The sequence below is a fragment of the Acidihalobacter sp. genome, assembly GCF_037381185.1.
Taxonomy (GTDB): Bacteria; Pseudomonadota; Gammaproteobacteria; order DSM-5130; family Acidihalobacteraceae; genus Acidihalobacter_A.
Map to the genome: position 1 here is coordinate 1 of NZ_JARRQY010000011.1, position 23,636 is coordinate 23,636.

The 23,636-nt window shown below is 56.6% G+C and carries 18 protein-coding genes; 5 read left to right on the plus strand and 13 right to left on the minus strand.

The window, feature by feature from the left end; all coding sequences use genetic code 11:
• The first annotated feature begins 282 nt into the window (after nt 1-282).
• The 5 genes from P8014_RS05255 (at nt 283) to P8014_RS05275 (ending at nt 7,095) form a co-directional block, all read left to right on the plus strand.
• Nucleotides 283-1,392 (plus strand): tetratricopeptide repeat protein, encoded by a 1,110-nt coding sequence (locus tag P8014_RS05255; RefSeq protein WP_337816257.1) that lies wholly within the window; start codon nt 283-285, stop codon nt 1,390-1,392.
• Between the two features lie 296 nt (nt 1,393-1,688).
• The gene (locus P8014_RS05260; protein WP_337816258.1) at nt 1,689-1,943 is read left to right on the plus strand and encodes a hypothetical protein; all 255 of its coding nucleotides are present in this window, start codon (nt 1,689-1,691) and stop codon (nt 1,941-1,943) included.
• Complete coding sequence (locus P8014_RS05265) at nt 1,940-2,848, plus strand: DUF4007 family protein (RefSeq protein ID WP_337816259.1); 909 nt, start codon at nt 1,940-1,942, stop codon at nt 2,846-2,848. The genes P8014_RS05260 and P8014_RS05265 overlap by 4 nt, the downstream gene beginning before the upstream one ends.
• Entirely contained in the window at nt 2,841-6,275 is a 3,435-nt protein-coding gene (locus tag P8014_RS05270) for a hypothetical protein (protein ID WP_337816260.1), read from the plus strand. The genes P8014_RS05265 and P8014_RS05270 overlap by 8 nt, the downstream gene beginning before the upstream one ends.
• Complete coding sequence (locus tag P8014_RS05275) at nt 6,268-7,095, plus strand: phosphoadenosine phosphosulfate reductase family protein (protein ID WP_337816261.1); 828 nt, start codon at nt 6,268-6,270, stop codon at nt 7,093-7,095. The genes P8014_RS05270 and P8014_RS05275 overlap by 8 nt, the downstream gene beginning before the upstream one ends.
• A gap of 62 nt (nt 7,096-7,157) precedes the next feature.
• On the opposite strand, the gene P8014_RS05280 is transcribed toward P8014_RS05275, so the two are convergent.
• The 13 genes from P8014_RS05280 to P8014_RS05340 form a co-directional block, all read right to left on the minus strand.
• Nucleotides 7,158-8,969 carry a hypothetical protein gene (locus P8014_RS05280; protein ID WP_337816262.1) on the minus strand — a complete coding sequence of 604 codons (1,812 nt, stop codon included), beginning with the start codon at nt 8,967-8,969 and terminating at the stop codon, nt 7,158-7,160.
• Nucleotides 8,970-9,044: 75 nt separating this feature from the next.
• The gene (locus P8014_RS05285) at nt 9,045-10,682 is read right to left on the minus strand and encodes a HAMP domain-containing sensor histidine kinase (protein ID WP_337816263.1); all 1,638 of its coding nucleotides are present in this window, start codon (nt 10,680-10,682) and stop codon (nt 9,045-9,047) included.
• Nucleotides 10,646-11,344, minus strand: a complete 699-nt coding sequence (locus P8014_RS05290; protein ID WP_337816264.1) for an ATP-binding protein — start codon at nt 11,342-11,344, stop codon at nt 10,646-10,648. Before P8014_RS05290 ends, P8014_RS05285 begins: the two co-directional genes overlap by 37 nt.
• A 38-nt stretch (nt 11,345-11,382) precedes the next feature.
• Nucleotides 11,383-12,225, minus strand: a complete 843-nt coding sequence (locus tag P8014_RS05295) for a hypothetical protein (RefSeq protein WP_337816265.1) — start codon at nt 12,223-12,225, stop codon at nt 11,383-11,385.
• Between the two features lie 39 nt (nt 12,226-12,264).
• Complete coding sequence (locus P8014_RS05300) at nt 12,265-14,055, minus strand: hypothetical protein (protein ID WP_337816266.1); 1,791 nt, start codon at nt 14,053-14,055, stop codon at nt 12,265-12,267.
• Nucleotides 14,056-14,108: 53 nt separating this feature from the next.
• Complete coding sequence (locus P8014_RS05305) at nt 14,109-14,999, minus strand: DEAD/DEAH box helicase family protein (RefSeq protein ID WP_337816267.1); 891 nt, start codon at nt 14,997-14,999, stop codon at nt 14,109-14,111.
• 370 nt (nt 15,000-15,369) lie between these two features.
• Nucleotides 15,370-17,205, minus strand: coding sequence for a glutamine--fructose-6-phosphate transaminase (isomerizing) (glmS, locus tag P8014_RS05310; protein WP_337816268.1), 1,836 nt, complete (start codon nt 17,203-17,205; stop codon nt 15,370-15,372).
• Between the two features lie 3 nt (nt 17,206-17,208).
• Nucleotides 17,209-18,588: a bifunctional UDP-N-acetylglucosamine diphosphorylase/glucosamine-1-phosphate N-acetyltransferase GlmU gene (gene glmU / locus P8014_RS05315; RefSeq protein ID WP_337816269.1), complete on the minus strand. Its 1,380-nt coding sequence runs from the start codon at nt 18,586-18,588 to the stop codon at nt 17,209-17,211.
• A gap of 185 nt (nt 18,589-18,773) precedes the next feature.
• A complete protein-coding gene (locus tag P8014_RS05320; RefSeq protein ID WP_337816270.1) occupies nt 18,774-19,199 on the minus strand; it encodes a F0F1 ATP synthase subunit epsilon in 426 nt (141 codons plus the stop codon).
• 21 nt (nt 19,200-19,220) lie between these two features.
• Nucleotides 19,221-20,621, minus strand: a complete 1,401-nt coding sequence (gene atpD / locus P8014_RS05325; protein WP_337816271.1) for a F0F1 ATP synthase subunit beta — start codon at nt 20,619-20,621, stop codon at nt 19,221-19,223.
• Between the two features lie 49 nt (nt 20,622-20,670).
• On the minus strand, nt 20,671-21,534 hold the full coding sequence (gene atpG, locus P8014_RS05330; RefSeq protein WP_337816272.1) for a F0F1 ATP synthase subunit gamma: 864 nt from the start codon (nt 21,532-21,534) through the stop codon (nt 20,671-20,673).
• Nucleotides 21,535-21,540: 6 nt separating this feature from the next.
• On the minus strand, nt 21,541-23,082 hold the full coding sequence (gene atpA / locus P8014_RS05335) for a F0F1 ATP synthase subunit alpha (RefSeq protein ID WP_337816273.1): 1,542 nt from the start codon (nt 23,080-23,082) through the stop codon (nt 21,541-21,543).
• 13 nt (nt 23,083-23,095) lie between these two features.
• Complete coding sequence (locus P8014_RS05340) at nt 23,096-23,632, minus strand: F0F1 ATP synthase subunit delta (protein ID WP_337816274.1); 537 nt, start codon at nt 23,630-23,632, stop codon at nt 23,096-23,098.
• Between the last annotated feature and the right edge of the window lie 4 nt (nt 23,633-23,636).

Sequence of the window (23,636 nt, forward strand, 5' to 3'; positions counted from 1 at the left end):
GCGATGCTCCTGGACCATGCGAACCGCACGCTCACGCACTTCCGGGGAAAACTTCTTCGACTTGTTCATGGCTCCATTCTCTCAAGTGTTGGAGCCTCCGCAATACCCGGGGCGGTTCATTTCCGAGTATGGCCCGATCCTTACCCTGTATTTTTCTAATTCAAGGGTTGCCTGGTTTTGTAATTTAAGCAAATTAGCGAGGAAGCCGAAAAGGCACGTAGTACGATCATCGAGGGAAAGACTCCTAGTGAACTTAGCAAGGCCGCAGAGCAGCTCAACAAAGTGAAGGATCATCCGGCCGCCAAACTCGTTGCTCGGGCCTTGCAGTTCGTTGAAACGGAAAACTGGCAGGAGGCGATTGCACGTTGGCGCTCTCTCACGGACCTTGAACCCGACACCGGAACACACTGGTTCAATCTCGGCTACTCACTTGTTAAAACCAATGCATTCGCCGAGGCCAGCGATGCCTACGCCGAGGCTGTGCGTCTCAAGCCGGACAGCGTGATTGCCTGGAATAACTGGGGCTGCTCTTTGGGCGATTGGGCGCGCGTCCTGCCGAAGGACGAGCGCCCGGAAAAGTTCAACGAGGCTATGCAAAAGTTCGCCGAAGCCGTACGCCTCAAGCCGGATTTTGCCGAGGTCTGGCACAGTTGGGGCGTATTCCTGAGTGATTGGGCGCTCGAGCTACCGAAAACCAAGCGCCCGGAAAAGTTCAACGAGGCTATACAGAAGTTCGCTGAAGCCGTGCGTCTCAAGCCGGATTTCGCCAGCGCCTGGTTCGACTGGGGCTGCACACTGGCCAGATGGGCGCTTAGTCTGCCGAAAGCCAAGCGCTCGGCAAAATTAAACGAGGCTGAACAGAAATTCGCTGAAGCCGTGCGCCTCCAGCCGGACGACCAGACCGCCTGGAAGCAATGGGGTGACATCCTGTCTACTTGGGCGCGCGCCTTGCCGGAAGCCAAGCGCCCGGCAAAGTTCAACAAGTCTGTACAGAAGTTCGCTGAAGCCGTGCGACTCAAGCCGGATTTTGCCGAGGCCTGGGACAGCTGGGGCGGCGCCCTGATAGGCTGGGCGTGCGTCCTGCCCGAAGCCGAGCGCCAGGCAAAGTTCGACAAGGCAAGAGAGGTATTGCAGAGCGCCGAAACTTGTAGAGCCGGGGCTGGTGCTTACAACCTGGCCTGCCTATCCTCATTGAACGGACAACCCGACGAGGCCAAGAAATGGCTGGTGGCGGCGCGTCTGCACGGCAATAACGTCACAAGCGATTGCGAGCATCTGCGAACCGACAGCGATCTGGACAATCTGCGTGGACTGGTCTGGTTCGATACCTTCGTCGACGAGGCGTGCAGATCGGCTGACAGGATTGGGGGGATTATTGCGTATTCCGGCTAGGTTAAACGCGATTCCGGCAAGCGCTGAACACCCTGTTAGTCCTAGACAGGAGTGACTGTTCTGCAGCAAACCAGTCTCTGGGTAACACTGCGAGGGCAATAGACGATGAGCGACTATTGCGTCGGTATGTAATCGTGTTGGTGTTTGATGCTCAACAAGCTGACTGTTGCAGGCAGCTTGCGGCTCGTAGATGACGGAGAATCAACCAAGCCCGTGAACGTGGCCAATGCCGAAACATCATGGAATATTAGACAAATCAATCAGAAGGTACTAAATTAGTACTAATTTAGTACTTCATGAGAATCATGCTTGTTATATATATGTCGCATATGAGTATAGATAAAGTATTTTTTGATACTAAAAAGATACAGAAATTGGGGCGCATTCAATTAAGTGATGCGCTGCTAATAAATGCCGGACTCCAGGTGGGTGATACGGTTGATATCTACTTCGATACCACATCAAGACAAATCATCATCAGGACCGCCGAAGTTACGCCATCCCCACAATCACCTGCGAAAGACAAGACCCCTAAAGGCCCTGAAGTATGATTGATGTGTCTGTACGCCCAGAGCGGTTCTCCGGACACGAGTCCTTCATTTGCCGATATGGCTGGCTGCCGAAGATTTATCGTGCTGTGATGGCCAACCCGGCGATCTTACGAGATGATGCATACGCCACCACGACGCTAGGAATTGGTCGCAACATGGTGAAGTCCGTGCAGTTCTGGGCCGAGGCAACAGGAGTCATTGCTGGAGATGGCCAAGGCAAGCACAAGGCTGGCGTCATTGGGGACCTGCTGCTCTCCGAACATGGCTGGGACCCTCATCTGGAGTCATTGGAGTCCCTCTGGCTTCTGCACTGGCAATTGAGTGCTGGCGCTGGACTAGCGGCCTGGAATACCGTTTTTGGCGAAAGCAGGCTGATTCGGTTCGATCGACAGAAGTTGGTAGCGGCATTGGCGGATCGAGGCGTGGGATTGCCCCGCTCACTGGCGCAAAGCACTCTGGAGCAACATGCCTCAATTTTCCTTCAGTCGTACTATCAGGAGGATCGGAGTCATGACGACACCTCGTGGTGCCCTCTTCAAGGTCTAAACTTGATTCGCTCCACGAAAACAGATGACGGAAGGATCGTATATGTTTCGGATGTCGTCGCCCCTGCTGGCTTGACGCCTCGAGTTTTCGCAGTTGCTCTTGTCGATTACCTGTCCCGCAGGGGGCAGTCAACGACTGATTTAGGCAGCCTGCTTAAAGGGAACTACAGCCCCGGTCTAATCTTTCGTCTGGACGAATATCAATTACGTCAGCACATCGATAAAACCATTGCCGACCCATTAAAAGGGGCGTTGAGATTCGTAGACACCGCCGATACCCAAGGTGTCGTTTTGGATCCCAGTAAACTCGCGCCTCAGTTTCAAATGTGGTTGCATGAGGAGGTGCCAGCGTATGTCTGAACATATTATAGATTTCCTGACTCTCAATGGCAGCCACACGCGCTCCATCGCACTGAAGCGCGATCTCAACGATCACAGGGTCATTCGCAACTATTTGATCACGCCTAATAGTGCTTCGGCTCTACGACAAATCAGCGAAGGGCTGATTCCTGGCCACACTCAACGCTCGTGGAAAGTCGTGGGCCCCTACGGCAGTGGTAAATCTGCGTTGGGTGTTGTCCTTGCGCAATTGATGGCGGGGGCTCGTTGTTATCCTGAAACAAACGAGGCGCTTCGTGCTGTTAGTCCAGAGATTGCAGAGCGATATGCATCTTCACATCGACTGACATTACCTGTCATAGGTTCGCGCAGTTCGTTCGGTTCGGCCCTTGCTGCCGCCATTACCGAATGCTTGCAGAACAAAAGAAAAACCAAGGCCTTGGTGGCGTTCCTCAGCAAACTCGATACGACAGCTTGCCTCTATAAAGGACAACCTATAAATGCGGTTGCCGGCGACCTGGCGGCGGACTTCGCTGCATTGATAGCGTCTTCGGGTGACCAAGGTGTCTTACTGTTGATCGATGAGGTTGGCAAATTCGTCGAATACGCAGCCTTAAATCCAGAGCAAGGTGATTTGATTGCTCTCCAGCAAGTCGCTGAATTGGCCTGCAAACCAAACAACGACCAACTAATGGTCGTTGTGATGCAGCACCAACAGTTCGCCAGCTACGCTGCAGGTGTTGGGCAGGCTCTGAATGACGAATGGCACAAAATAGCCGCTCGTTTTGAGGAGGTGCCGTTTGACGAACCTATCGAGCGTTACGCCCACTTTGCAGAGCATGCGCTTGGCGTCAAGCCGTCACTATTCAAGAGCAAATCGCTCTCATCGGAATGTCGTGCCAGATATGCGCAAGCCATCAAATTTGGCGTATTGAGGCCTGCGTCAGAAGCGGATAAGTCCCTATTCGACCATTCTGAGCGTCTTTATCCCCTACATCCACTCACGTTGGCAGCTCTTGCCATTGTCTCCAAGCGATTTGGCCAAAGTGAGCGCTCTTTCCATGCATTTCTCAACGGCGCGGAACCGAAAGGTCTTCGAGATTTTGCTGAGCAAAATGTCCCTGGCGCCTGGTACGAGATTGTCGAGCTCTATGATCTGTTAGCCGACGGCCACGGCCTGCGGTTCAGAGAACTTGCTGCGGAACGGCGTTGGGCCTTTGCAAACACTGTGGTTGATCGAACCTCTGATGACCCTCTGGCCCGACGCATTCTCAAAACAATAGCCATTCTCGAACTGGTTCAGAGTGGACTCAATGTGCCGGCCACCGCCGAGCTCGTTTCGTTTGCCTTGGGCAAGGATGACTCAGCCGAGATCAGTGGTGCTCTCAAGCGTCTGGTTGACCATGGCATTATTCTCAAACGTCGCAAGCATGATGAATACAGCCTAGCTGTGTCTGATGCCGTCAATGTCGAGGCACTTTACGAGCGCGCGGCCGCCGGAGATGAGAATGAGCTGGTCGTAAGTGGAATTACAAAAGCGTTATCCAAACGAGTCATCGTCGCGAATCGGCATTACGACACCACGGGCACCATTCGAACACTCGGGATTTTGGTAGGTACCCTCGACAGCTGGCCCCAGATTGCAACCGGCAAATCGGATACTCCGCTTCCAGATGGTTGGTTGAAGCTCGTTCTCGTGACTCAAGGCTCAGCAGCGGAAGCCCAACTACCTCAACGCTTGCGTGAAGAACTTGACCCATTGAGCATTACCGCGGGATTAGTGCTATCCAATGAAGGCCGCGCTGCCTTGGCGGAATTCGCAATCTGGCAGACCATCCTGCAGGAGGTCAGTAGCAAGCAGCTCGATCCTTGGACGACACGGTATGTGGAAAGCCGACTGCAGGAAGCCGGAGAGCGGGTTGAAAACCTGGTGATCTCCGCGCTTATGCCAACCTCTGAATCTACGGGGCCGACCTATTGGCATGCGGGTGCCGCAGTCCCTGACAGCGAGCACATGAATATCAGCCAGCTTGCTTCTTGGCTGTTCGATGCGGTCTATCCCAAGACACCGCATATCGTCAATGAACTGATCAACAAAGACAAACCAGCTGCTGCGATCAATCTTGCCCGACAACGGCTATTCGATTTTATTTTGGCTGGCGACACCACAAAATCTATTTGTGGCGATTCCGAATTTCCGCCAGAGCGGTTGATGCACACGACTCTGTTAAGACATACGGGTATTTGGCAAGAAGCGGGTGGTGAGTGGGCTCTTGGCAATCCGCTACCGACGGCCGGGAATGATATCTCCTCAGTGTGGGAAGTGATCGGCGCCCAGTTGCGAGTCGAAGAACCCAAACAGTTTGGCCAAGTATTGGAAGCGCTCGCAGCGCCTCCTTTGGGCGTCAGGGCAGGGCCTGCAGGAATCTGGACTGCACTGTATGTCTTGATAAACCGCACCCGCTGCGCCGTGTTCGAACGAGGTTCGCTGGTGCTGGAGCTGACATCCGAGCACTTGCAGCGGATGTTCAAAAACCCTCGGGTATTTACCCTGCGCGAACTGCCTGTTGTTGAGGAGAGTTCTCGCATCCTCACCGAATACCGTGTCGCACTTTCCGCAATTGGTTGCGCCGTAGCCGCCGAGTCGACTTACCTCGAGACAGCACGTGTGCTGATCCTCTGGTACCACAGACTCCCAGACTTCACTAAACAAACACTGCGCATAAGCAAAGATGCCGCCTTGGTCCGGTCGCTCCTGAGCAAAGCGACTGACCCAATTGAGCTGCTGACCCAAACGCTTCCCCAGGTTCACTTTGACTCCAAGTCAAAGGAAAAATTTGGTCCCTGGCTATCATCGACCCTGACCAATTTGGGGATGGCCTATCGCAAACTGCAAGAAAAGATCGAGACCGCTTTAGGTCATGGATTCGGTATCAGTGGCCCATTAAGCAGCATACGCAGCCAGCTGCAAGTCGAATGCGCAAATGAGATGTCAAAGCCGGCGGATGCGCGACTGAAGAGCTTTGTAATACGTTGCGCGGATCTTACTCACTCCGATGAGAAGTGGCTCGACTCAATTGCAACGCTGATTGTGCAGCGGCCGTTGGACTCTTGGAACGACGACACGGCCGATAGATTCCTGGAGGAACTGACGGAACTCTGTGGCCACTATCAACGATGGATGAAAGTCGTGCTGCTGCGCGATGAGGTGCCTAGTGCTGACAATCGCTATATTGGCGTCACCTTGACAAAAGCAGGTGGTGAGGAGACTTCGCTTTTCTCGACCACCAATGAAGCCTCGAACGCGATCGCTTTGGATCTTCTCGCCAGTGTTACAAGTGCGGCTAAGGGAGATACGAAATTGGCGGCGACTGCACTTGCCCAGGCCTTACTAGAGATCAAGACCGTCGAAGAGAAAGAAAACGAAAGGCAGCAGTGTCATGGCTAAGGAAAAACTCGTACGTCACATTCTGAGCCTTTCCGGGGGAAAGGATAGTGCCGCGCTTGCGATCTACCTCCGTGACCGCGTGCCTGATATGGAGTACATCTTCAGCGACACGCGCAAAGAGCTACCCGAGACATATGAGTACCTGGATCGAATCTCGAGTTATCTAGGTAAGGAGGTCACAAGGCTCAACGCTGACGTGGGTTTCGATCACTGGTACGAGATGTATGGGGGCATGATTCCATCGAATCATCGTCGTTGGTGTACCAAAATGTTGAAGCTCAAGCCGTTCGAACAGTATTGCGGTGATGACGAGGTCGTCAACTATGTCGGGCTGCGCGCCGATGAAAATCGCAGCGGATATATCAGCCACAAACCGAACATTGAGGCTGTCTACCCTTTCCGCGAAGACGGTTTGGTGCTTCGCGATATAGAGGAAATCCTCCATTCCTCAGGGGTTGGCATGCCCCCCTATACAAAGTGGGGGCGAACTCGGTCTGGCTGCTATTTCTGTTTCTACCAGCAAAAAATTGAGTGGGTTCGGCTTAAAGAGACCTATCCCGATCTTTATGAGAAGGCCAAGGCGTACGAGCGGCCGTTCGAGAAAACCGGTAACTTCTTTACTTGGAGCCAGGGGGAAAGCCTTGCCGAGTTGGAGAAACCTGAACGGATGGAGCAAATTCGTCGTGAGCACGTCATCCGTCTTGAACGCCAAGCAGCCAGGAAAGAATGCGCTACTTTGGTCGAGATATTTTCAGAAGCGGATAAGGCTCAGGAACTTGATGAAGATGATGAGCAGGGGTGCCTTGTTTGCCAGCTTTAAGGCATAAAAACATGGCCTTTAAGATCGCGACCAGAATAATTCTTCACCTAAGCCAACCATCTTCATGGATTGCTTGGCAGGAGTGTGATCTCTAAGAAAGGGGTTCCGTCGCCAACAGACTCATCATCTGACTCAACGACGCGAATTACTAGCCCCTGATCTTTGAAGACGAAGCCCTTTGGCAACTGGAATTGTTTGCCAGACAGGGCGGCATCCAAGCTGTTCCTGCACTTCACGTTCATCGTCTGCCCTTCTTCTACACTGCCCTCTATCTGGGCGCGTAGCCAAAGCAGAAATTCGTCGGAGAGCACGACCATAGGGAGAGCCTTTCGCTTGCCCCCCTCTCCCCGCTCAGAGTAGCTCAGAAGCGCAGAAACGAACGCTTCCTTTGGAGCGGCGGCATCGTCATAGTCCTTTCCATACTTCTTCCATCTTATCTTTGCATCGAGTGCTTGCGCAGGGGGTGGGTCGATTTGTGTGCCAACACGGCCGACTTCACGGAGAACTTGCTCCTTGACCTCTTGGGCAAAGAGTTCATTCATCAAAGCAACTCGTTCGAATTTATCGCTCAGAAGATCCTGGGCGGGAAGCGTCAGGATTCGATCATGTTTCCAGCGAATCATCGTTGTGGTGCTTCGCGATTCATTTGCACCAAGAAGGTGGCATACATGACCATCGTCTTGTTTGCCGTATAACTTCTCTCGAGCGAAAAACTTTGATCCCGTCACTGCTTCGCCAACGCCTTCGACGCAGAGTACGGGTTTACTGGCCTCGCATCGCTGAAGATCACATGCTGGAGTCAGGACCAAGATGTAGACTCCACTATCGTTGCGATAACGTAAGAGTTCACCGAAGCGGATTGGCTTATCCGCCTCAACTGACGGTCCGAAGACGATTTCAGCAAACAGGTCTGAAAGGACTTTTCCTTGGCGGATTTGTCCTGTAAATCCAATGGCCTCTACCTGAATCGGTTGTTGCGATGCCTGAGGTGCCGCGAGTCTTCTTGTTTTTGCCGCTACGGATTCAGAGAACAGCCAAGTCAAATACTCGCCTAGGCTCTCGCCCTCAGCATCGAGCCGGACCAAATCAAGCATTTGCAGGTCGTGCACCTCAAGTTCCTCGCACTCCTCTTCGAACTCCTTAAGAGCTGAGGTGGTTGAGTGCACTAACTCTTGGACCAGCTTCCGCAGAGCATCGTTACTCGCGTACGAGTCCCGTTTGGCATCGAGCTTATCTGCGATAAACTGATGCGTGATGTCCCGCTTCTGTATCACATCGAAGAAGGCCGCGCGCACGCCGATCTGCTTGCGGACGCTCTGCTGGACGTTGAGGGAGGCTCGTGAGGACATGAAGAACAGCAGCTTTGGCCCCTGAAGTTGGGTTGCAGCAGCGGTAATGCGCGCGATGGCGGCGTCCTCTGATTCACTATCGCTTAAGAAGAAGTCAACGAAGGCTACATCCGCCGATGCTAACGATTTACTAGCACTATCAATATCCGAAAACTTGTAGACCTTTTCTTCGCCGATGATCTCGGAAAGCTTATCCACGACCACCTGGGCTTTTTCAATTTTTCCTTGGCGATGCAGTACGGCACTACGGAAGAGAACCCCCAATTGAGCGGCGGCGAGTTCGTTCCTGCTGTAGTAACCCCAAAGTTGATCTAGCCGGCTATGTTGCCCAGTCAGTTCGTCGAGCATGCCGTCCAGTTCTTGGGGTTTGCTGTCATAAAGTGCATCCCACAACGCGGCTTGCGCATCTTCGTCATCAGCAACGGCGTCGATCCAGGCGTCTTTGTCCTCGGATGCGATGGTTCCAGTTGCAGGAGCTCCTATCGCGTCATCGATGACGACCGCACTTTCGATTTTTAAGCTCATGAAGTCCGCTCTTTTGCTCTTAAGTTGAAAAGATAGGCGACTGGGCTTGCCCGGGTGCTGTGGGCCACTTGAGACCTATTCTTCTGTCGCCCCAAATGCGAGAACAAATGTTCTAAGGTCTCCATCAGGTGCTGGGTCACCAAGCGTAAGAGTTGCCTTGTTTTCTTCGGCAAGTTTTCGTGCGATAAACAGCCCAAGGCCCCGTCCCTCCCTGGGCGGCTTGGTTGTGTCGAACTGTTCGAAGACTCTTTCTCTACGATCTGGGGAGATACCTGGACCGTTGTCTGTCACGCGGAGTTCTCGGCTTTGACGGTCCAGTTCAATCCGAATCAAGGCTTTTTGCGAGGTGTCTATCCGATTGATAAGCCAATAGAATGAGTTACTTAAGAGATTGTCCAGTATTTGAAGAAATTGCCCTTTCTCAAGCCGCTCCTCCCATCGACGTTTGTCACTTGGTGGATCAATTTCGATCTGTATGTTGTGACGATCAGCTTTTGCGCTATGGAAGTTCACGAGCATTTCGACGAGATCACGGATATTTTCTTGTCGTCTAATTTGCCGCCCCGGAATGCTCAGTTCGTCAAGAATTCGAACCCGTTTCTCTAAGGTTTTTAGCTGAGCCTCAACGGCCTCAGGTGGCATGTTCCCACTGGCTACAGCTTTCAGCGTGTCCTGCGTCACCCGGGAAAGCTCGTGGGCGATAAACTCCAACATGAGTCCAACTCCCGCCAAATGGATGTAGCGATCCATTTCCCGGTCTAGGTGAGAAATGCGTAATTTGGCTCGCTCCCAAGCCTCACTGACCTCCTCCAAGTGATGCAGCACCGCTGTAATATTGCTCTGCTCTGAGGGCACACGCATCTGTATGGACCTCAGGCTGGCTACTGCCTTGTCCTTCGATGTAGTGATTCGCTCCTGGACTTCTTCGGTTACCTGTTCAATTGGCGGCGCGACTTTTCGCTCAACCTCTTCGAGAAACTGCTTTGTGGTGCCGATCACAATGTACCGTAGCAGTCGACGCAACGCTTCCTTGTCAGGTGAGTCACGGAAGCCTTCCCGGTTAGTCTGATCATGCAGCATCGGGTTTGCTATGGAAGACAGTCGCAGATAGCCGACGATCTGTGCCCGGTTGAGTTTGAAAGCCCCGCTTGCTAATGCCTTGCGGTCAAGATCGAGCCAGTCATCGGAACGCGCGCCGTAAGGGTATACACGGTATCCATCACGATACACGAGGAAGCCGCCTCCCCATTGATTGATGAATCCTTTAATTGAAGTGTCCCAAAGTTCACGCTCTTCGCGTTGAAGGCGCCCACGATTAAACCAGTAAAACTTGAGTTCCCAAGGCCCTAGGTGGTTCAACGCACGCCCCAATAATTCCTCCTCGGGAAGAAGCTGAGGCTGCTTCAATTTCTTCGCCCTAGGCTCCTCACGAATACAAGAGCGCAGATGGTCACCACGCAGCTTCTCTGTTTTCTCGCGCCCGAGCTTTCGATAGTTAACATTTATAGTCAGTTCCGGTTCGCACTTCTCGTCGTAACGAAACAATGCCTCCACCACAGCATCGCTAGATTCCAGGGGCTCTCGATCTAGTGACGGCACTCGAACTGATTTACCTTGATACAACACTTTCAGAAACCGGTTAGCCCTGAGTGAGATGTACGGGTCGGCTAACTTGGCTAGATCGTTCGTCGCAATGTTCTGAATTTTCGCCAAAGACCAATCTGCTTGAAGGTCGCTGATGGTTCATCGGCTTGCTTGGTCTGAACCTGCACAAGGTGCCCCAATCTCATCGCCGAGAATCTCCCGATCCCCTTCTCGCCTAAGGGAGCTGGATCGAACTTGGTGTAGTGCAGCCTTGACTGCTTGGAAGTGATGAGTGATTCGCGGTATTTCTTTTCATCCAGTCGACTTGGGGTGCCAACAGTCAGATAGTCACTCTGAAGGCTTTTGTGGGACATGCCCTCGCCAAAATCCGTGATAGTGATCACATTCGCCTTTGTATAGGCATTCTGCAGCTTCCTTTGTGCTGCGGTGACTGAAGTAGGCACTCCGTACGTTTGAACGAAGGTCTCTCGTGTTGTGTCGGATGCCGTTTCCTCAAGAGAGTCTAAGACCCCATCATTGAATACTTGTGCATCAAAGCTGGACAATCCGGAGGCCTCTTCTTGCTCAGCATAGTCCCGAAGTAGCTCTAAGAATTGGGAGTACACGGTATGTTGCATAGCGATGCTGATATCGATTGTGATGTTGGGCTTTTCATCAGGCGATGTCGCGTCGAGTGAGTTCTTGACCAATTCGTAAAATGCAACTGCATCGGAGCTGATCAGTTCAGCTCCCAGCTCTAGTAAGACTCGTGCCTTGAACTCAAACGCCATACTTTAAATCCACTTTTTAACTGGTCTGACTAGTCAAATCAGACAGACAAGGTTGGTTCGCGATTAGAGTCGCGTAGGTATGAAAAGACTCTCTCCATTTCCTTGGGGTTATTCCGTAAGTTTGGAAAGAGCCTTGGGTCAGTGACGGTTGATGAGAAGTTAACAAGCTCCAGATTCAAGTCATCAATGGAAGCGCTTCCGTTTGAAACTACATTGATAACCTTAGCAAAGTCGTTCAAATGTTTGTCTCTTGTATAGAGATAGACATTCTCTCTAGGGTCCATCTTTTGCCACATCCGACGGATGTATGCCGTCTCTATAAGCATGCGAACGTCAGTGACAGCATTATACGCGTCGCCTTCTGTGGGGTTTTCCCTTGGTTTAAGGACGTTCTTTGCGCCTGCGTGCCCATAAAGGCACGCAATAGCACAAGCAAACAACGGGTGCCCGCATCTACCCACGGTTTCCTGGGACAGCTCATCAATTTGTTGGAGAATACCGCGCGCATCTACAACCGAATAGGTACGTTCAAGTAACTTCTGTAAAGCTCTAGTCAAGGGGATCAGGCTTGAGCTCTTCTCGCGGGTATGTGCGCCAAAAGTGATGATCATCTCTGCGCTTTGTTGTTGTAAAAACTCTTTGTCTGTTCTTGCTTTTCGGTAGAACTTCCCGAGCGCGTTCGAATCTCGCCTAAGGGTGTCATAGAGCTCGGTTGTAGACTGGGGTCTCCGCAAGCTTCCTTCGACGATTGCAAGCAGTGGGCTGACCATGTTTGCTTTTCTATCAATTTTTCGTGCGAGCGCGACCCCTTCAGAGGGTAACCCCCTTAAAGATTTATGAATGTCCTCCACGATGTTTTTATCTAATACGTATACTGTCAAATTTTTGTCCTCCGCCTGAAGTGGACCTGTTGTTTGGGGCTAATCCTCCTTTTGTACAGCCCCAAAGATTCTCTGGAAAAAATGCGTTGCAGACGCACCGCCATCTTCCTTGGTGGTATGGCGAAGTCTCGCCCACTCGACGTTAAGCATTTCTGCGCCACCCAACGTGGCTCCACTCGCTCTTGCGCAGTCCATGACCAGACGTGCCAAGTAGCCATTGCTGACGGGCAGTTCGTCATGTGACCAAACTACCAAGGTTGAGCACTCCCCAGGGCGACGTTGCTGGAGTTCGATCACATAACGCGTCCTGCCTTCACTTCTAAGTCGCGCCACAAGTACCATTCGACTATGTCGTTTTTCTTGATCAATGTAGAGCCATGATTTCCTTTTCCCTTCTAGTTCCTTAGGGAAGACGTTGAAAACCGTATCGTGATTGATCGTGATCGAGTTGAGTACCTGCATAAATTCGACTTCTGCCTTGATTGCTTGGAGTAGCTTTAAAACTGTCAGGTAGTCACCCTGCCCAGCATTGATATCCACTGCATCGGTATGCTCCGGTATCGGAGCAGGTGATCGCGCAAGGCTTTCAACAATCGTCTGGCCAATGCATTCTTTAGATGATTGTCCATCTATAACAGAGCCTTCGTAGGCCTCAGCCAATATGGGCCGCCAATTCCTTAGTTTAGATCGAGCTTTCGCGCCTTCTTGCGGCATCTTCTCGGCCGGAGTATTAGCTAGCTCGGGGAAGCGATCGGTAATTTCTTCTTCTCTCAGGCGGGAAGGTATATTTGCGGTCGAGGGGGCTTCATCAGAGAGTGATGTTGGCGCTGGCTTCTCTTTGTCCGGTGTCATCACCAGGTTTGGCCCCCAGATTATGGGATCGCGCTCTTCGCGCTTGTCTGGGTCATAGCGGCCATCGTTGTCTCGGTCCCATTTCAGTTGCGTCCATGGGGGTTTCCAGTCGCAACGGAGGAGGCATGTCACAAGAACACGGTTGCTATTCGCGTCACCGAGGGATGTGCCATAGAACTGCACATTGGTGGTGCATTGGAACGGGGGGATTGCCCTAATCGTTCTCTCTCCCTTAGATTGGCCTATCGCTGCAGCATGTAGGAATATCTGTTGAGCTTGCTGGAGTGCGTATTCATCGAATGCAAATCGTGCCAAGAACCGAGCGTCAGCATCAAGCATGCGCTTGCGTAGCCACAACAATGCGTGGCCCTCTGGCGATTTGGCGGTTTTGTCAAGACTCCAGAGATAGCTATCAGGATCGAGGAAGTGATCTCGAAGGAGTGCTTTGGCAAGGACATCGGATGTCGCGTAGAAAAATCGAAAGATTTCTATTGCCGGGATGATTGTTGCGTAGGGGTCCTGGCCTGACCCAATGGCGATGAACAGCCCGTTTCTCTCTGGGTCATCTAGCTGATCTCCCCATCGTTTGGAGACTGGGATGATGTATTCACCATTCTCATCTCGTGAATTACGCTCGAACACTTTGATATTGGTTCGGGCGCAGTTTAGTCGTCTGTGGATTCGCTTTTCGAAGCCGAGATGGGAAATTTCATGAGACATGAGTTGCCCATCATGGAGAATCGTATTCAAATGCAGGCGAGGGAGTTCTCCAATCGGCAGTAGCATTTCCCTCAACGTACTCTTATCAACCCTCCCCGATTTATGCTCAATCTCGGAGGGGTCGGTCTGCGCAAGGTAAGTGCGTATCCGTATATCTGGCCCTGCTGATCGTGGATTCTCGGTCAGTTTTCCGAAATTAATGATGCGCCAGTACCCCGGTAAAAGCAGGCTTTTATGTTGGACCGGCGTACTAGTCACGGGACGGTTCGTCGCAATTAACGTGACTCCGTCTCAAATATCGTAATGCATTCTTAATTAGCACGATATTTCACATCGAGGGTATCGAGAGGTGCGTTACCGCGCCCTTGAAGCAGTTGACGGCCACCTTTTGACAGCGCAATGCGCTCGCGCAGCTTGAACGCGTGGTAATTGGTGATGACGATCTTGGCGCGCTCAATGTCGGCCAGCATGTCGGTCGGCACCAGATCGCGGCTGGTGTAGTAGCTATCCGGGTCGTTCGGCAGCAGCACGCGCAGGCGATCGCGGATGGTCAAGCCCGGCGCGACGATGAGAAAGCCACGAGTGAACTTTTTACTCCCTGGATGACGCACTGCATTGACCGTCTGCCAGGCGATCAACATGGCCATGACAGTGGTCTTGCCGGCGCCTGTGGCCAGTTTGAGTGCCAGACGCATGAGTTCGGGGTTCGCCTCGGCGTTTGCGCTGTCGAGATGTTCGAGGAAACGCTTGCCGGCATCACCTGAACGCGGCGCGACTTCGGTCAGCCAGATCGCGGTTTCGACCGCTTCAACCTGACAGAAAAAAGGGCGAATGCCGTTGAATGTGTGATGGCGCCAGTGCTGCAGGAGACGGGCGGTTTCCGGCGTTACGCGCCAATCCGCCGGGTTTGGCAGGCGACGCCACCGATCCACTTCCTGGCGCACACCATTGATGAGCGCTGTGTGGATGTACTGCTGCTCAGCGGTCGATAAGCCTTGACCGTCATCGAGGGCTAGCGATTCTTGTGCTGCTGATTGCCTGCGTTTCTTGGGTTTCGGAATCGGCGTGATGAATTCAGCGCGACGACGACTCTCGATGATTTGCTGCGTCGGCTGTCCCTGCTCATCCAGCTCCCAGTGACGTGAGGGGTAGTCATAGGGCGAGTTGAGTATGGGATGATCAAAAAAAGGGTTTTCACTCATGGCTCGTCCGTGGCGCCAGTTGTCGTTGGGGCTGAGCACGTCGATCAGATTAGATGATTGTCACTGCTATAGATTTTGGTTAGGACATATCACCACTGAACTAGGGGAGACTACCACACGCCAAGACAGTCAAAGCTACATCGGGCCGTTACAGTCGTTCTGCCAATGTCTGCACAGCACCACAGTGCCGTCGATCCTATAGAAGCAAGCAAGTTACTGCTGGGAGTCGGATTAAGGCTGTGGTGATAGAGACACATTAGCTTGATGGCTTCGCTCTTCGAGTTTGTAACTTTAATGAGCTGTTTTCGACTTTATTAACGAGTTTTCGACTTTAATAGGTCAGAACAATCAACAACGGATGCGCCGCTGTCTATTCCACCGTGACCGACTTAGCCAGGTTGCGCGGCTGGTCCACGTCCGTGCCCTTGAGCACGGCAGTATGGTAGGCAAGTAGCTGCAGCGGTACGGTCATCACCACCGGCGCCAGCATGCCCGCCCCGTCGGGCACCTCGATTACGTTCATGCCAGGCCCGTCAGCCAGTGCGACGCCCGGCTCGGCGAACACGAACAGCTCTCCGCCGCGTGCGCGCACCTCTTCCAGGTTCGACTTGAGCTTTTCCAGCATGGCGTTGTTCGGCGCCACGGCAATCACCGGCATATCCGCATCGACCAGCGCCAGCGGGCCGTGCTTGAGTTCCCCGGCGGGATAGGCCTCGGCATGGATATAGGAGATTTCCTTGAGCTTGAGCGCTCCTTCCATGGCGACCGGGTAATACGCGCCGCGGCCCAGAAACAGGGCGTGGCCGCGGTCGACAAAGCGCTCGGCGAGGCTTTCGATCGCCGGGTCCAGTTCCAGCGCGCTCTCGATGAGGCGCGGAAGGTGTTCGAGTTCACCGCGCAGTGCGGCGAGGGTCGCCTCGTCCGCCCCGCGCTGCTGCCCCAGCAGCAGCACAACCTGCATCAGCGCCACCAGTTGGGTGGTGAACGCCTTGGTCGAGGCGACGCCGATCTCCGGCCCCGCATGGGTGAGCAGCACCAGCTCGGATTCGCGCACCAGCGAACTTTCAGGAACGTTGCATATCGCCAATCTGGCGACGTAATCCTCGTCGCGCGAGGCGTGCACGGCGGCCAGCGTATCTGCCGTCTCGCCGGACTGTGAAAGGGTCAGGAACAGCGAACCGGGCAGCACCACGTGCTTGCGGTAGCGGTATTCGCTGGCGACTTCGACCTGGCAGGGCAGGCCCGTCAGTTCCTCGATCCAATAGCGTGCGATCAGGCCGGCGTGAAAGCTGGTACCGCAGGCCACGATCTGCACCGCAGCGGTACGCTGCAGGATGTTCTCGGCCTCCGGGCCGAGAATCTGCGCGGCGATTGGCCGATCCGCCCGGACACGGCCTTCAAGCGTCTCGCTGACGGCATAGGGTTGCTCGAAGATCTCCTTCTGCATGAAGTGGCGATAGCTGCCGCGATCGATCGCGCCGGCGCTCAGGCCGGAGGTCTTGATCTCGCGCTCCACGCGGTGTCCGTCGCGGTCATAGATGTCGACGCCGTCGCGACGCACGTCAACCACCTCGCCGTTCTCCACGAAGGTGAAGCGCTGCGTCACCGGCAGAAGCGCCTGCACGTCGGACGCGACGAAATGCTCACCGATGCCATAGCCGACGACCAGCGGCGGGCCATTGCGGCAGGCCACCACGCGGCTGGGATCGTCGCGCGAGATCACCGCTAGCGCGTATGCACCTTCGAGTTCGGCGACCGCGCGTTGAACGGCCTGCAACAGGTCCGCACCCTGATCAAGATAGTGGGCGATGCGGTGGGCGGCGACCTCGGTGTCGGTCTCGGAGTGGAAGTCGTAGCCCAGGCCACGCAGTTCCTCCCGCAGCGGCGCATGGTTCTCGATGATGCCGTTGTGAACGATCACCAGGCGATCGGTGGAAAAATGCGGGTGTGCGTTGCTTTCCGTCGGCGAACCGTGCGTCGCCCAGCGGGTGTGTGCGATGCCGACCTTACCGGCCAGTGGATGCTCGGCCAGGGCTTCGCTGAGTGCGGCCACCTTGCCGACGCGCCGGTGGCGCTGGATCGCACCGCTGTCGTCGAGTACGGCAATGCCGGCCGAGTCATAGCCGCGATATTCAAGCCGGCGCAGCCCCTCGATAAGGATATCCTGGACGTTGCGCTCGGCAATCCCGCCGACGATACCGCACATGGGCTACTCCTTGCGTTTGACGGGCCGCTGCCAGCCCTGGATGGTGGTTTGCCTGGCCCGCGCCAGAGTGAGTTCGCCCGGAGGCGCGCTGCGCGTCAGCACCGAACCGGCGCCGACCGTCGCCCCGTCGCCAACTTCGACCGGAGCCACCAGCGCGGCGTTGGAGCCGATGAACGCGCGGTCGCCGATGCGTGTGTGGTGCTTGTTCGCGCCATCGTAGTTGCAGGTGATGGTCCCTGCGCCGACGTTCACATCTTCGCCAAGCGTGGCGTCTCCGATATAACTCAGATGATTGACCTTGCTGCCGATTCCGATGGCCGCGTTCTTCACTTCCACGAAGTTACCGACCCGCGACGTTTCCGCCAGGCGTGCGCCGGAGCGCAAGCGGGCGAACGGCCCCACCGCGCAGCCGGCGCCGACCTCGGCGCCGTCGATGACGCTGTGCGCCTCGATGCGTGCGCCGGCGGCCAACGTGCAGTCGCTCAATACGGAGTAGGGGCCGACATAACAGCCTTCGGCAAGCACAACGCGTCCCTTGAGGATCACGCCGACGTCGATCTCGACGTCGCGCCCGGCCTCGACCCTGCCGCGTATATCCAGCCGGGCGGGATCACGCAGCATCACGCCCTGTGCCAGAAGCCGGTCGGCGCGCATGCGGTTGAGCGTGCGTTCGGCCTCGGCCAGCTGGCTGCGATCGTTGATGCCCAGCACTTCACGCGGGTCCTCGCAGCGATGTACCCGCACCGGCACGCCTTCGGCCACAGCCATGGCCAGGCAGTCGGTCAGATAGTACTCGCCCTGTGCGTTGTCGCAGTCGAGCGCCGCGACCCAGCGCTTGAGCGCCGCGCAATGCACCGCGAGGATACCCGTGTTCACTTCACGCAGTCCGCGCTGGACCGGCGTGGCATCGCGTTCCTCGACGATGCCGATGACCGCGCCGCCGTCGTCGCGCAGAATGCGGCCGAGCCCGTGGGGGTCTTCCACATGCACGGTGAGCCAGGCGAGGGCGCCGTCGGAAGCGTGTGCGGTGAGCTGACGCAAGGTATCGGTCGCGATCAGCGGCACGTCGCCATACAGCACCAGCACGATGGCCTCGTCTTCGATCCGGGGCAGGGCTTGCGCGACCGCGTGGCCGGTTCCGAGTTGGCGATCCTGTAGCGCGATGCGCACGTCGCGGCCGGCCAGATGCGCCTCGACCTGCTCGCCGCCGTGACCAACCACGACGACCGGAGAGACGGCACCCAGCCCCTCGGCGGCGGCCAGCACGTGATCGAGCAACGGCGCCTCGGCCAAAGGCTGTAGGACCTTGGGTACGGACGAGCGCATGCGCTTGCCCTGGCCTGCGGCCAGGATCACCGGAACGATAAGGGGTTGTTCGGACATCCTGTCGGTCACCACGCACTCCGCCTGCGGTCGAAAAACCGATACTGATGCCTATCGGTTGCAGAATGATAATGCATATCGCGGTGAGGCCGGCGGCGGGTGATGCGCCGGGCACTGCCGACAGCGCGCAGCGGCGGGAAGAGGGCCTGCGCAACGCCCGTGACCGGGCGTTGCGGAAGCATTATTCAGCCACGCGTGCCGCTGCGCAGGTTCCGAATCATACGCAGCTGCGCTTCGGCCTGGATCAGCTCGGCCTGCGCCCGCGCGAAGTCCATCTCGGCCTCGCGCTCGCCCATGGCTTCCTCGGCGCGCTGCTTGGCTTCCAGCGCCTGCGCCTCGTCGAGATCCTTGGCGCGAATCGCCGTGTCGGCGAGCACCGTGGTCATGTGCGGCTGCACTTCGAGCATGCCGCCGCTGACGAAGAAGTGCAGCATGTCGCCATGTTCCGGCTTGACCCGCACCTCTCCAGCCATCAGCTGGCTGAGCAACTGCGTGTGCCGCGGAAAGATGCCGACCTCACCCGACTTGGACGGTGCGTAGACCTCTAGGACAGTGCCGGAGAAAATCTCCTCTTCCGCACTGACGATGTCCAGATGCATAGTCATTGCCATATCCCGCGTATCCTCGGGCTCTTACTTGAGCGTCTTGGCCTTTTCGGCGGCTTCCTCGATCGAACCGACCATGTAGAAAGCCTGCTCGGGAAGGTGATCGTACTCGCCGGCCACGATGGCCTTGAAGCCCTGGATGGTGTCCTTGAGCGAAACGTACTTGCCGGGCGCGCCGGTGAACACCTCGGCCACGAAGAACGGCTGCGACAGGAAACGCTGGATCTTGCGGGCACGGGCCACGATCAGCTTGTCTTCCTCGGACAGCTCGTCCATACCGAGGATGGCGATGATGTCCTTGAGTTCCTTGTAACGCTGCAGCACGTTCTGCACCGCGCGGGCGGTGTCGTAATGCTCGTTGCCGATGACCTGCGGGTCGAGCTGACGGCTGGTGGAATCCAGCGGATCCACGGCCGGATAGATGCCCAGCTCGGCGATCTGGCGCGACAGGGTCACGGTCGAGTCCAGATGCGCGAAGGTGGTCGCAGGGGATGGATCGGTCAAGTCGTCCGCGGGCACGTACACGGCCTGGATCGAGGTGATCGAACCGGTCTGGGTGGAGGTGATGCGCTCCTGCAGTGCGCCCATTTCCTCGGCCAGGGTCGGCTGGTAGCCCACCGCCGACGGCATGCGGCCAAGCAGTGCGGACACCTCGGTGCCGGCCAGCGTATAGCGGTAGATGTTGTCGATAAACATCAGCACGTCGCGGCCTTCGTCGCGGAAGTACTCGGCCATGGTCAGACCGGTCAACGCGACGCGCAGACGGTTGCCGGGCGGCTCGTTCATCTGACCGTAGACCATCGCCACCTTGGACTCGTCCAGCTTGTCCAGGCGGATGACTTTGGCTTCGGACATTTCGTGATAGAAGTCGTTGCCTTCGCGGGTGCGCTCACCGACGCCGGCGAATACCGACAGACCGGAGTGCTGGGTGGCGATGTTGTTGATCAGCTCCAGCATGTTGACGGTCTTGCCCACGCCGGCGCCGCCGAACAGGCCGACCTTGCCGCCCTTGGCGAAGGGGCAGAGCAGATCGATGACCTTGATGCCGGTTTCCAGCAGCTCGGTGGAGCTGGACTGCTCGTCGAACGTCGGCGCATCGCGGTGGATCGGCCAGCGTTCCTCGGTCACGACCTCGCCGCGCTGATCCTGGGGTTCGCCGAGCACGTTCATGATGCGGCCCAGCGTGCCTTTGCCGACCGGCACGGAGATAGGCGCCCCGGTGTTATCCACCGACAAGCCGCGCTTGAGTCCGTCGGACGCACCCATGGCGATCGTGCGCACGACGCCGTCGCCCAGCTGCTGCTGAACTTCCAGGGTCAGGTCGACTTCCTCGATGCGCAGGGCATCGTAAATCTTCGGCACGGCGTCGCGCGGAAATTCGACGTCCACCACCGCGCCGATGACTTCAACGATCTTCCCAGAACTCATGGTCTGTTCCTCTCAAATACGCGTAATTCTTTAAGCCGACCGCGCCCGCTTATACAGCCGCCGCGCCGCCTACGATTTCGGAAATTTCCTGCGTGATCGCAGCCTGGCGGGCCTTGTTGTAGGCCAGCTGCAGCTCGCCGATCAGCGTACCCGCGTTGTCCGATGCACTCTTCATCGCAACCATACGCGAGGCCATTTCACAGGCGACGTTCTCGACCACACCCTGGTAGACCTGCGACTCGATGTAACGCTTGAGCAGCTCTTCGAGCACGTTCTTGGCTTCGGGCTCGTAGATGTAGTCCCAGTGATGCTTGAGGCTTTCGTCCTCGACTTTCTCCACCGGCAGAAGCTGGCTGACCTTGGGATGCTGGGCCATCGTGTTGATGAACTCGTTCTCGATCAGATAGAGCCGGTCGATCTCGCCGTCCTCGTAGCTCTTGAGCATCGCACCGACGGTACCGATGATGTCGGTCAGGTGCGGACGGTCGCCCAGATGCGAGGCCTGCGCCGCGATGTTCGCGCCGAAACGGCGGAAGAACGCCGTACCCTTGGCGCCGATCACGCACAGGTCGATCTCGGCGCCGCGCTCCTGCCACTCGCGTAGCGAACCCAGGGCCTTCTTGAACAGATTGATGTTCAAGCCGCCGCACAGGCCGCGATCGGTGGAGATGATCACGAATCCGACGCGACGCACCGTCTCCCGCTCCTCGAGATAGGGATGGCGATACTCGGGATGCGACATGGACAGGTGCCCGATCACGTTGCGAATCTTCTCCGCATACGGACGCGTGGCCTCCATGCGCTCCTGTGCCTTGCGCATCTTGCTCGCGGCCACCATTTCCATGGCCTTGGTGATCTTCTGAGTATTCTTGATACTCTTGATCTTGGTGCGGATTTCTTTCGCGGCAGCCATGGCGGGTTACCAGACGTTGTTGGCTTTGAACTGCTCGATGGCCGTCTTCATCGCGCCCGCGATCTCGTCGTTGAAATCGCCCTTCTCGTTGATCTTCGCGAGCAGATCGGCGTTTTCGGAGTTCAGGTAGCTGTGCAGGGCGGCTTCGAAATCAACGACCTTGTGCACGTCGACGTCGTCGAGGAAACCCTCGTTGGCGGCGAACAGCGAGAAGGCCATTTCGGCAATCGACAGCGGCGCGTACTGCTTCTGCTTCATCAGCTCGGTGACGCGCTGACCGCGCTCGAGCTGCTTGCGCGTGAATTCGTCCAGATCGGAGGCGAACTGCGAGAACGCCGCCAGCTCGCGGTACTGGGCGAGCGCCAGACGCACACCGCCGCCGAGTTTCTTGATGATCTTGCTCTGCGCCGCACCACCCACACGCGACACCGACAGGCCCGCGTTGATCGCCGGACGGATACCGGAGTTGAACAGGTCGGTCTCGAGGAAGATCTGGCCGTCGGTGATGGAGATCACGTTGGTCGGCACGAAGGCGGACACGTCGCCGGCCTGGGTCTCGATGATCGGCAGCGCGGTAAGCGAACCGGTCTGGCCCTTGACCTTGCCTTCGGTGAACTTTTCGACATAGTCGGCGTTGACGCGCGCGGCGCGCTCGAGCAGGCGCGAGTGCAGGTAGAACACGTCGCCCGGATAGGCTTCGCGGCCCGGCGGACGGCGCAGCAGCAGCGACACCTGGCGGTAGGCCCAGGCCTGCTTGGTCAGATCGTCGTAGATGATCAGGGCGTCTTCGCCGCGGTCACGGAAGTATTCGCCCATGGCGCAGCCGGCGTAGGGCGCGATGTACTGCATCGCGGCCGACTCGGAGGCGGAGGCGGCGACGATGATGGTGTGTTCCAGCGCGCCGTGCTCTTCCAGCTTGCGCACCACGTTGGCGATGGAGGAGGCCTTCTGGCCGATTGCCACGTAGATGCACTTAACGCCGGTGCCCTTCTGGTTGATGATGGTGTCGATGGCCACCGCAGTCTTACCGGTCTGGCGGTCGCCGATGATCAACTCACGCTGGCCGCGGCCGATCGGCACCATGGAATCGATGGACTTCAGACCGGTCTGCACCGGCTGGTCGACCGACTGGCGCTCGATGACGCCGGGGGCGATCTTCTCGATCGGTGCCGAGAGTTCGGCATCGATCGCGCTCTTGCCGTCGATCGCGATACCCAGCGAGTTGACCACGCGGCCCAGCAGCTGCGGTCCGACCGGCACCTCGAGGATGCGGCCCGTGCACTTGGCGGAATCGCCCTCGGAGATGTGCTTGTAGTCGCCCAGCACAACCACACCGACGGAGTCACGCTCGAGGTTGAGCGCCAGGCCGTAGGTCTCACCGGGGAGTTCGATCATTTCGCCGGCCATCGCGTCGGACAGGCCGTGAATACGCACGATGCCGTCGGTCACGCTGACCACGGTGCCTTCGGTGCGCGCCTCGGCTACCGCCTCGAAGTCCTTGATGCGCTGCTTGATCAGGTCGCTGATTTCGGTCGGATTGAGTTGCATCAGTAGATTCCTCTTAACGGCTCATAGCCCGGGACAGCTGCCCGAGGCGGCCCTTGAGCGAGCCATCGATTACCAAATCGCCTGCGCGAACGAGCACACCCGCAATCAGAGTGTCGTCCTGCGTCGTATGAAGTGTCACCTCGCGTCCGAGCCTGCGTTTGAGCGCAGCGGCCAGCTCGGCCTGCTGCGCTTCGCTCAGCGGTTTGGCGCTGATCACCTCGGCTTCGACCACACCTTCGCCCTGCGCACGGAAGTGCTCGAACAGGGCGCCCAGGTCGGGCACGCTCGCCAGACGGCGGTTCTCGATCAGCAGACGGACCAGATTCCGGCCCTCCCCGTCGAGCATTTCGCCGCACAGATCGATGATGATCTGGGCCATAACCTCTTCGCTCACCCGCGGATCGCCATCCAGCGCCTCGACCTGCTCCAGCGCCGTGACTTCGGCAACGGCTGTGAGCATGCCGCTCCACTGAGCGATGCGTCCTTCTTCCTTGGCGAGGTCATAGATCGCCCGGGCATACGGCCGGGCGAAGGTAATGTACTCGGACATGTGC

Coding starts and splice junctions, on each gene's coding strand:
- glmU (WP_337816269.1), bottom strand. CDS start 18,588: ATGTCCGAACAACCCCTTATCGTTCCGGTGATCCTGGCCGCAGGCCAG.
- P8014_RS05260 (WP_337816258.1), top strand. CDS start 1,689: ATGAGAATCATGCTTGTTATATATATGTCGCATATGAGTATAGATAAA.
- glmS (WP_337816268.1), bottom strand. CDS start 17,205: ATGTGCGGTATCGTCGGCGGGATTGCCGAGCGCAACGTCCAGGATATC.
- P8014_RS05265 (WP_337816259.1), top strand. CDS start 1,940: ATGATTGATGTGTCTGTACGCCCAGAGCGGTTCTCCGGACACGAGTCC.
- P8014_RS05275 (WP_337816261.1), top strand. CDS start 6,268: ATGGCTAAGGAAAAACTCGTACGTCACATTCTGAGCCTTTCCGGGGGA.
- P8014_RS05305 (WP_337816267.1), bottom strand. CDS start 14,999: ATGAGTGAAAACCCTTTTTTTGATCATCCCATACTCAACTCGCCCTAT.
- P8014_RS05280 (WP_337816262.1), bottom strand. CDS start 8,969: ATGAGCTTAAAAATCGAAAGTGCGGTCGTCATCGATGACGCGATAGGA.
- atpG (WP_337816272.1), bottom strand. CDS start 21,534: ATGGCTGCCGCGAAAGAAATCCGCACCAAGATCAAGAGTATCAAGAAT.
- P8014_RS05290 (WP_337816264.1), bottom strand. CDS start 11,344: ATGGCGTTTGAGTTCAAGGCACGAGTCTTACTAGAGCTGGGAGCTGAA.
- atpA (WP_337816273.1), bottom strand. CDS start 23,082: ATGCAACTCAATCCGACCGAAATCAGCGACCTGATCAAGCAGCGCATC.
- atpD (WP_337816271.1), bottom strand. CDS start 20,621: ATGAGTTCTGGGAAGATCGTTGAAGTCATCGGCGCGGTGGTGGACGTC.
- P8014_RS05270 (WP_337816260.1), top strand. CDS start 2,841: ATGTCTGAACATATTATAGATTTCCTGACTCTCAATGGCAGCCACACG.
- P8014_RS05320 (WP_337816270.1), bottom strand. CDS start 19,199: ATGGCAATGACTATGCATCTGGACATCGTCAGTGCGGAAGAGGAGATT.
- P8014_RS05340 (WP_337816274.1), bottom strand. CDS start 23,632: ATGTCCGAGTACATTACCTTCGCCCGGCCGTATGCCCGGGCGATCTAT.